Genomic DNA, 8,137 nt, shown 5'->3' on the forward strand with positions numbered 1-8,137 from the left:
ACCCTGGCGGCCCCGGGGGCCGGTCGCCGCGTCCGGGAACGGCACGGTGTCATCGAGGCGCGACAGCAGCGAATAGAGCTCTTCCAGCGTCTTGACCATGGCTAGCGCCCGGCGCAGCTCCGGGCCGGCGGGAAAACCGTGCAGGTACCAGGCGACGTGCTTGCGGATGTCGCGCATGCCCTTGTCCTCGCCGAAGTGCGCGGCCAGCAGCTGCCCGTGGCGGCGGACGATGTCGGCGACCTCGCCCAGCGTGGGCGGCGTCGGGGACGGGGTGCCGGTGAACGCGGCCGACAGTTCGGCGAACAGCCAGGGCCGGCCCAGGCACCCCCTGCCGATGACTACGCCGTCGCAGCCGGTGGTGGCCATCATCGTCAACGCGTCGCTGGCGTCGTAGATGTCGCCGTTGCCGAGCACCGGGATCGTCGTGACGTGCTGTTTGAGCCGGGCGATCTGCTCCCAGTCGGCGGTTCCCGAGTAGCGTTGCGCCGCCGTGCGGGCGTGCAGGGCGACCGCGGCCGCACCCTCGGACTCGGCGATGCGGCCGGCGTCGAGATGCGTGTGGTGCTCGTCGTCGATGCCGACGCGGAACTTGACCGTGACCGGGATGTCGGTGCCTTCGGTGGCGCGCACCGCCGCGGCGACGATCTGGCCGAACAGCCGACGCTTGTACGGCAGCGCCGCGCCGCCACCCCGCTTGGTCACCTTGGGCACCGGGCAGCCGAAATTCATGTCGATGTGATCGGCGAGGTCGTCGTCGACGATCATCTTGGCGGCCGCATACGTGGTCGCCGGGTCGACGGTGTAGAGCTGCAGCGAGCGTGGCGACTCATCCGGGGAGAACGTGGTCATGTGCATGGTGACCGGATGACGCTCGACGAGCGCACGAGCGGTCACCATCTCGCAGACGTAGAGGCCGCTGACCGTGCCGGCCTTGGACTGCTCGAGTTCGCGACACAGCGTCCGGAAAGCGACGTTCGTCACGCCGGCCATCGGTGCCAAGACCACCGGGCTGGCAAGCGCGATGGATCCGATGCGCACCGCTTGATTACCGCCGGCTCATGGTCAGCGTGCCCGCGGTCTCGTGAAGCTCGCGGGCGGTCACTTTCTTGCCCGTGCGGGCTTCCCGGTCGAGCTGGCGCTGCTTCGAGATCTCGAACTTATCGCAGGTTTGCTCGAGTTCCTTGATCAGCAGTGCAAGGTCGTCGCGCATGGCGGCCGCCTCACCAGTGAAGTCCTCACGCTCGAAGATGCGCCATTTCTTCAGCACCGGCATGACCACGTCGTCGAGGTGGATGCGCGGGTCGTAGACGCCGCCGACGGCGATGAGCACGGCCTTACGGCGGAACTCGGGCACCTGGTAGCCCGGCATCTGGAAGTTGCGCAGCACCTTGTGCAGCGACTTCATCGCCTGGTTGGGTGCGGCCGCGAACCCGGCATCGCTGACGTCGCGATAGAAGATCATGTGCAGGTTCTCGTCGGCGGAAATCTTGGCCAGCAGCTGGTCGGCGATCGTTTCGTTGCAGGCCTTACCGGTGTTGCGGTGCGAAATCCGGGTCGCCAGCTCCTGGAACGTGACATAGATGACCGAGTCGAACAGGCTCTCGGCGAACAGGTCGGCCCGGATCTGCTGGTTCTGGCCAGGACTGAAGCCCCGATTCACCACCTCGATGCGCAGCTTTTCCAGCTCGACCGGGTCAACCGCGCGGGTCACCACCAGATAGTCGCGCAGTGCGATCCCGTGCCGATTCTCTTCGGCCGTCCACCGGTTGACCCACTGCCCCCATGCGCCGTCCATGCTGAAGTTCATCGCGATCTCGCGGTGATACGAGGGCAGGTTGTCCTCGGTCATCAGGTTCTGCACCATCGCCACCTGGGCGACGTCGGTCAGCTGGGATTGTCCTGGCTCCCAGTCCTGCCCACCGAGCGCGTAGTAGTTCTTGCCGTCCGACCACGGGATGTAGTCGTGCGGGTTCCAGTTCTTGTGCATGCTCTCGTGCCGGTTCAGGTACTTCTCGACGAACGGCTCGAGTTCGTGCAGCAGCTGTAAGTCGGTCAGCCGGGCTGACATACGGCCTCCAGTTATCTGTGTCGATGGGTAGCACTCAATATATCTGTGTACTTCAGTAGCAACAAGTTCCCGCACCCGCGCGCCAAATAACAGTTTTTGACCAATTTCGAGGTGGGCGCGAGCCCGTTTACTGCGCCGTGCCCAGCTCGGTGGCGGGAACGTACGCGGCGGCCGTGATGTACAGCATGTCGACGCAGTAGTCGATGAATTGCTTACGGGTCGCCCCGAGCTGCCCGTTCAGATACGCGGTGAACAGGCTCTGCAGGCCGCCGAACAGGCTGGTGGCGATCATCTTCTGCAGCACCGGGTCGTCGACGCGGGACAGCTTGCTCTGCAGCAGGTCGATGAAGCTGGGCATCCACTCCGCGCCCGAGCGCGTCAGTATCGGCTCCACCGCGGGCGCCAGCAGCAGCACGCGCCCGCGCACGGGGTCGTCGACCATCAGCGCGACGAACTGTTCGACGGCTTCCCGCGGGGTCGGCGCCGACGTCAAGGCGTCCATCGCCCGCGTGCAGACGTCGTCGTAGACCGCGCGGACGAATTCATCGCGGTCGGAGAAGCTCTCGTAGAAGTAGCGTTCGGTCAGCGCGGCCTCTCGGCATACCGCGCGCACCGTCACGGCGGGTCCCCCTGAGCCGCCCAGCAGCTGCACGCCCGCGGCGATCAGGTTGTTGCGACGAAGGGCGAGGCGACTCTCCCGGGGGACGCCGGCCCAGCGGCCACGTCGTTGACCGGTCAGCACATCCCTCCTAAGCTAAAACTGACAACGCATGTAGTCATTTTGCCGAAACCTACAGGAAATTGATAGTGACTCAAGATACGTCCGCATCGTGCCCGCTGACCAGCGACGCAGCCGCTAGCACTGGGTCGCAGACCGCGTCCGACGGCGTCACCGCCAGCTGCCCGGTGTCACCGCTGGGCTATGACACGCCGCCGAGCTGCCTGGGTCCCGACTCCCTGACGTGGCGATACTTCGGGGATTGGCGCGGCATGCTGCAAGGCCCGTGGGCCGGCTCCATGCAGAACATGCACCCGCAACTGGGCGCGGCGGTGATCGACCACTCCACCTTCTTCCAAGAGCGCTGGCAGCGGCTGCTGCGCTCGCTGTACCCGATCGGCGGCGTCGTGTTCGACGCCGACCGCGCTCCGGTCACCGGCGCCGAAGTGCGCGACTACCACACCGACATCAAGGGTGTCGACGAGCAGGGGCGCCGCTACCACGCATTGAACCCCGACGTCTTCTACTGGGCCCACTCCACGTTCTTCGTCGGCACCATTCATGTGGCCGAACGGTTCTGCGGCGGCTTGACCGAGGCGCAGAAGCGCCAGCTGTTCGACGAGCATGTCGACTGGTACCGGATGTATGGCATGAGCATGCGGCCCGTCCCGGAGTCCTGGGAGGACTTCCAGTCCTACTGGGATCACATGTGCCGCGACGTGCTGGAGAACAATCTGGCCGCACGCGCCGTGCTCGACCTGACCGAGTTACCCAAACCGCCGTTCGCTCAATGGGTTCCGAATTGGCTGTGGGCAGCGCAGCGCAAGCTGCTCGCACCGTTCTTCGTCTGGGTGACGGTCGGGCTTTACGATCCGCCCGTCCGGGAGCTGATGGGCTACACGTGGTCGCGCCATGACGAGTGGCTGCATCGCCGCTTCGGTGATCTCGTCCGCATCGTCTTCGCTTGCGTGCCAAGCCGATTCCGCAAGCACCCGCGGGCGCGCGCCGGGTTGGACCGGGCCGCCGGCCGCATCCCGGCGGACACGCCGCTGGTGCAGACTCCGGCGCGCAACCTACCGCCCTTGGGCGAGCGCGAAAACCCGAAGCACTACAGCCCGAATTTCTCCTAGGGCACGCGGTTACGCGTGCTTGTGACCGTGAACGTCTTCCACGCCCGCCTGGTGCACGTGCGGGTGGGTGTGCTCGGAGCCGTCGCCGTGGGTGTGTGAATGCTCATGCTCGACATGGTCGTGCTCGTGCGCGGTGTGAGCATGCTCGTGCGTGACGTCGCCGTGCTGGTGTTCGTGCGCGTGTGGCGCGTCGTGGGCGTGCTGGTCGGTCATCGGTATCTCCCTTGTGTGTAAAACATTTTGTGTCTACTGGTCTTTCACTGACTTCAACGCGCGGTTCCCGCGGTGATGCCCTGGAACCCCCGGGCCGGCATGCTCGGCGTTGAAGACCGCGTCCATGACGAGCTGACGGACGTGGTCGTTCTCGAGGCTGTAGAAGATGGTGGTCCCCTCCCGGCGGGTGCGCACCAGGCGTGCCATCCGCAGCTTCGCGAGGTGCTGGGAAACCGACGGCGCGGGCTTGCCCACGTGTTCGGCCAGTTCGTTGACGGCCATCTCGCGGTCGGTCAACGACCACAGCACCTGCACTCGAGTGGCGTCGGCCAGCATCCGGAAAACCTCGACCACCAGGCTGACCTGGTCATCAGGCAATCGGCCTCCGCTACTATCTGCATGCATACGCAAATAATAGCGAAGGTGCCGCGGCGCTGCCAGAGATTTCGGTTCAGTTTTCGGGGACTACCGTCGACTCGCGTTGGCGGCCGTTGCGCTCGTACCAGGACTCGTAGACCTCGATCGCGCGCTCGGCGTGTTCGTAGCGCATGGGCAGGCGTCGCTGGTCCCAGCTCTTCGCGAACTCGTCGTAGAAGGTGGAGACCTCGAAGTATTTGCGGTCATCGAGGTAGTACTGCTCGTAGGCGTCGCGGGTGATCAGGAAGACGACTTCCTTGGGCGAGCAGTAGTACAACGAGCCCAGGCACATCGGGCATGGGTGCGCCATCACGTAGATCGTGGCGTCGACCAGGTGCTCGGTGCCCAGTTTCATGCAGGCCTCGCGGATGGCGAGGATCTCCGCGTGGGCGGTCGGATCGTTCGTCTGGGCCACCTTGTTGGCGCTTTCGGCGAGGACTTGGCCGTCTTGGACGATCACGGTGGCGAACGGGCGTCCGCCCTCCTCGACGTTTTGGCGGGCCAGGTCGATCGTTCGCTGAGCAAAATCCGTCACACCGTCGGAGGGTAGTCCTGGAGGTGCGGCGCTATCGCTGTGCTACTAACTAGACAGTCTATGTTTTTCGACGAGGGGGTTGCATGGGGCGCACCGATCGTGATCGTTGGGATCTGGCCACGAGCGTGGGGGCGACGGCGACGATGGTCGCGGCCCAGCGTGCAATTTCCTCCGACGAGAAGTTGATCGACGATCCCTACGCCGCGCCGTTGGTGCGGGCGGTCGGTATCGACGTCTACGTCCGGCTGGTGGACGGCCAGATTCCCGTCGGCGGCGAATCCGACTTCGACCCCGCTCGCATGGCTCGCGGAATGGCTTGTCGCACAAGGTTTTACGACGACTTCTTCGTCGACGCGTCACAGGACGGCATCGGCCAGGCGGTAATCCTCGCGGCGGGGCTCGACGCACGCGCTTATCGCCTGCCGTGGGCGGCGGGCACCGTCGTCTACGAGGTCGACATGCCGGAGGTGATCGAGTTCAAGACTCTGACCCTGGATGACCTCGGCGCCGAGCCGACCGCCCAGCGGCGCACCGTCGCCGTCGACCTGCGCGATGACTGGGCCGCCGCGCTGCGCGAGGCGGGTTTTGACACGGGGGCGCCGTCGGCGTGGAGCGCGGAGGGACTGCTGCTGTACCTCCCCGACGAGGCTCAGGACGCGCTGTTCGACAACATCACCGCTTTGAGCGCGCCAGGCAGCCGGCTGGCGTTCGACTCCGTGCCCGACACCGCGGTCTTCAGCGACGAGCGGTGGCGCTCACATCACGACCGCATGAGCGAATTGGGCTTCGAGATCGACTTCAACGATCTCGTCTATCACGGCGATCGCAGCCATACGTTCGACCATCTCGCCCAGCGTGGCTGGCGGACCTCGTCGCGGACCGTCGGGGAACTGTACGTGGCCAACGGCTTCGTCTATCCCGACGACGACGTCGCAGAGGCGTTCGCCGATGTGACGTACAGCAGCGCGGTACTCGGCGTCAGCGGATAACCAGCTCGTCTTTCAGCCGGCTGCTGAGCATCTGCTGAAACGCGGTGTGCGCCGGCTCGCACAGAGCCTCGAACGTCGAAAGCACTACGTCGCCGTCGTATTCGGGGATCTGCCGGACCGGCGTCCAGAAGCTGTCGATGTCCAACAGGAAGAACGGCCCGGCATCGACCGGCAGCGTCCGGCGCAGGTAGAAGTTCGGGTCGAGGGCCTGACCCATGCCGGGGCCGTAGCGCAAGATCATCGATCTGCCCGGTTGCGTTTCCTGGTAGACGGCGGCGCCCTGCAGCTCGGTGAGGCTCAGAGTGTCGGGCGCGATGCGCTGCGGCCCCAACAACGGCTCGGCGATCCAATCGGTCCACTCGACGCGGCCATGCCGGCCCGCCGACGCCCGCAGCTCGAGGATGTAGCGCAGGCCGACTCGTTCCACCCCGGCAACGGGAGACACCGCGTGGCGGGCATCCAGGACCCTCATCGCGACCTCTACCAGCGTCACAAAATCGGAGTAGGCGGTGGTTTCGATCACGATCGCCTGGGACCTCATCGACGCCGCAAGCGTGTTGTCCTGGTTGAGGAAACGAGCAAAGGACTCGGTGGCCAGTGTGGGGCCCCCGCCGGGGCTCGCCGCCCAGGCCGCGTCCTGGGCCTGGCGCTCGATGGGTAGCTCATCGAGAAGTAGCTCTTTGAGCGCTGCGGTCGACGACTCGCTGAGGGAATCCGTTGCCGGATGACGGATTTCCATCGTGACCAGGGCTACGGGCGCGGCCCCCGCCGCGTCATCGCTCATCGACGAGAGCATAGCCAAGCGGTGTGGCGGCCGCATCGCTTCGGCGATCAGCCGTCTGCCGCGGTCATACCGGCCGGAAAACGTGCTTTGGTGCCCCCACTAGGACTCGAACCTAGGACCTGCGGATTAAAAGTCCGTAGCTCTACCAACTGAGCTATAGGGGCCGCGGTGATTCAGGATACTTGGACGCAAAACGTGGCTCGTTTGAGGATTCGGGCCACGGTGACCTAAGCTGGCGTGGCTCCCAACGAAACCACGTTGCGAGTACCCCCGAAGTGATTCGGTTCTGGCCCCCATCGTCTAGTGGCCTAGGACGCCGCCCTTTCACGGCGGTAGCACGGGTTCGAATCCCGTTGGGGGTACGCGACGCGGTAACGCGGAGCAGCAGCTAGGCCCTGTGGCGCAGTTGGTTAGCGCGCCGCCCTGTCACGGCGGAGGTCGCGGGTTCGAGTCCCGTCAGGGTCGCCAGCATGGCGAGGCATTCAATGCCTTCCGGCCAGGTAGCTCAGTCGGTACGAGCGTCCGCCTGAAAAGCGGAAGGTCGGCGGTTCGATCCCGCCCCTGGCCACCACGATCCGCGGCGGTATTGATCTTCCGCCTGCCACCTACAGTTCGGCTATTAACGGGAAGCGCGTTCACGCTGTTGTTGCGCGGCCCGCAGGATCGATCCCGCGAGCATGAACGCCGGTTTGTCTTGATCGACACGCTCAATGGGCAGATTCGCGGCGCGGCGCAGCACCATCAGAGCCAGCGCGGCGTGGGTCGCGTAAGAAACGATCAGCAGATTGGCGCATGCACTTGCGCCGCTGACGGTCATCACGTGCTGGCGTTTGCCTTCCCAGCCCGGCCAGTTGAGATCGGGTGGTCGTTGCAGCGACGACCAATTCACATTGATGCAGGTGACGGCCCCGAGCAGAGGAGTCAGGACCGCAACAACCTCGGGTAGTTCATTGGTAATGCGATCCGCTCGGGGCCACCACGCGCCGTCGATTTCGCTACCGAGCTCGCGAGCCACCGACAGCCGGATGGGATTGGCTTGGCGACGTGTCCCGATCGCATGAATCATCGGAGGTACCGCAGCCGGCAATTCGCGCAGCCGAGGGTCACGGGCGCGCATACAGAACTTCGCGTGCATAGGTGTTGGGCGATGGCCCGCGTTGCATAACCCATGGGCAGTTCCTTCGCGCTCGGCGTCGTCGGGCCCACGGACGCGGGACAGACGGAGGAATTCACATTGCCCGTGGATGTCATCCGCGCCGATCGCGCATTGGACCACCGCTGAC

Annotated in this window: 10 protein-coding genes and 4 tRNA genes; 5 read left to right on the plus strand and 9 right to left on the minus strand. The window is 65.3% G+C overall.

Annotation, left to right across the window (positions count from 1 at the left end; genetic code table 11):
- The 3 genes from dusB to JOZ00_RS26240 form a co-directional block, all read right to left on the minus strand.
- Nucleotides 1-1,038 (minus strand): tRNA dihydrouridine synthase DusB (gene dusB / locus JOZ00_RS26230; protein WP_293350332.1); only part of this gene is annotated, 1,038 nt, incomplete at its 3' end.
- Nucleotides 1,039-1,045: 7 nt separating this feature from the next.
- Nucleotides 1,046-2,068: an acyl-ACP desaturase gene (locus tag JOZ00_RS26235; RefSeq protein ID WP_293350335.1), complete on the minus strand. Its 1,023-nt coding sequence runs from the start codon at nt 2,066-2,068 to the stop codon at nt 1,046-1,048.
- Nucleotides 2,069-2,195: 127 nt separating this feature from the next.
- Nucleotides 2,196-2,810, minus strand: coding sequence for a TetR family transcriptional regulator (locus tag JOZ00_RS26240; RefSeq protein WP_293350338.1), 615 nt, complete (start codon nt 2,808-2,810; stop codon nt 2,196-2,198).
- A 65-nt stretch (nt 2,811-2,875) separates the two neighbouring features.
- Between JOZ00_RS26240 and JOZ00_RS26245 the strand changes: the two genes are divergently transcribed.
- Nucleotides 2,876-3,916, plus strand: a complete 1,041-nt coding sequence (locus JOZ00_RS26245) for an oxygenase MpaB family protein (RefSeq protein ID WP_293350341.1) — start codon at nt 2,876-2,878, stop codon at nt 3,914-3,916.
- Between the two features lie 9 nt (nt 3,917-3,925).
- Here the strand turns inward: JOZ00_RS26245 and JOZ00_RS26250 are convergent, their stop codons facing one another.
- The 3 genes from JOZ00_RS26250 to JOZ00_RS26260 are packed head-to-tail and all read right to left on the minus strand — an operon-like array spanning nt 3,926 to nt 5,081.
- Nucleotides 3,926-4,129, minus strand: a complete 204-nt coding sequence (locus JOZ00_RS26250; RefSeq protein WP_293350344.1) for a zinc transporter Slc39a7 — start codon at nt 4,127-4,129, stop codon at nt 3,926-3,928.
- Nucleotides 4,130-4,162: 33 nt separating this feature from the next.
- Nucleotides 4,163-4,534: a metalloregulator ArsR/SmtB family transcription factor gene (locus JOZ00_RS26255; RefSeq protein ID WP_293350347.1), complete on the minus strand. Its 372-nt coding sequence runs from the start codon at nt 4,532-4,534 to the stop codon at nt 4,163-4,165.
- Nucleotides 4,535-4,580: 46 nt separating this feature from the next.
- On the minus strand, nt 4,581-5,081 hold the full coding sequence (locus tag JOZ00_RS26260) for a nucleoside deaminase (protein WP_293350350.1): 501 nt from the start codon (nt 5,079-5,081) through the stop codon (nt 4,581-4,583).
- Between the two features lie 83 nt (nt 5,082-5,164).
- Between JOZ00_RS26260 and JOZ00_RS26265 the strand changes: the two genes are divergently transcribed.
- Nucleotides 5,165-6,070 carry a class I SAM-dependent methyltransferase gene (locus tag JOZ00_RS26265; protein WP_293350352.1) on the plus strand — a complete coding sequence of 302 codons (906 nt, stop codon included), beginning with the start codon at nt 5,165-5,167 and terminating at the stop codon, nt 6,068-6,070.
- Here the strand turns inward: JOZ00_RS26265 and JOZ00_RS26270 are convergent.
- A complete protein-coding gene (locus tag JOZ00_RS26270) occupies nt 6,060-6,854 on the minus strand; it encodes a TIGR04255 family protein (protein WP_293350355.1) in 795 nt (264 codons plus the stop codon). The genes JOZ00_RS26265 and JOZ00_RS26270 overlap by 11 nt on opposite strands.
- A gap of 88 nt (nt 6,855-6,942) precedes the next feature.
- A tRNA-Lys gene (locus JOZ00_RS26275) sits at nt 6,943-7,018 on the minus strand.
- 125 nt (nt 7,019-7,143) lie between these two features.
- Here JOZ00_RS26275 and JOZ00_RS26280 point away from each other — a divergent pair.
- From JOZ00_RS26280 to JOZ00_RS26290, 3 genes are all read left to right on the plus strand, one after another.
- A tRNA-Glu gene (locus JOZ00_RS26280) sits at nt 7,144-7,216 on the plus strand.
- A gap of 29 nt (nt 7,217-7,245) precedes the next feature.
- A tRNA-Asp gene (locus JOZ00_RS26285) sits at nt 7,246-7,322 on the plus strand.
- A 26-nt stretch (nt 7,323-7,348) separates the two neighbouring features.
- A tRNA-Phe gene (locus JOZ00_RS26290) sits at nt 7,349-7,425 on the plus strand.
- A gap of 48 nt (nt 7,426-7,473) precedes the next feature.
- Here JOZ00_RS26290 and JOZ00_RS26295 read toward each other — a convergent pair.
- Entirely contained in the window at nt 7,474-7,920 is a 447-nt protein-coding gene (locus tag JOZ00_RS26295) for a DUF5994 family protein (RefSeq protein ID WP_293350358.1), read from the minus strand.
- Nucleotides 7,921-8,137 lie beyond the last annotated feature (217 nt).

It is taken from the genome of Mycobacterium sp. (assembly GCF_019243155.1).
In the GTDB taxonomy this organism is placed as follows: Bacteria; Actinomycetota; Actinomycetes; order Mycobacteriales; family Mycobacteriaceae; genus Mycobacterium.

Coding starts and splice junctions, on each gene's coding strand:
- JOZ00_RS26235 (WP_293350335.1), bottom strand. CDS start 2,068: ATGTCAGCCCGGCTGACCGACTTACAGCTGCTGCACGAACTCGAGCCG.
- JOZ00_RS26250 (WP_293350344.1), bottom strand. CDS start 4,129: ATGACCGACCAGCACGCCCACGACGCGCCACACGCGCACGAACACCAG.
- JOZ00_RS26255 (WP_293350347.1), bottom strand. CDS start 4,534: ATGCATGCAGATAGTAGCGGAGGCCGATTGCCTGATGACCAGGTCAGC.
- JOZ00_RS26265 (WP_293350352.1), top strand. CDS start 5,165: ATGGGGCGCACCGATCGTGATCGTTGGGATCTGGCCACGAGCGTGGGG.
- JOZ00_RS26270 (WP_293350355.1), bottom strand. CDS start 6,854: ATGAGCGATGACGCGGCGGGGGCCGCGCCCGTAGCCCTGGTCACGATG.
- JOZ00_RS26295 (WP_293350358.1), bottom strand. CDS start 7,920: ATGATTCATGCGATCGGGACACGTCGCCAAGCCAATCCCATCCGGCTG.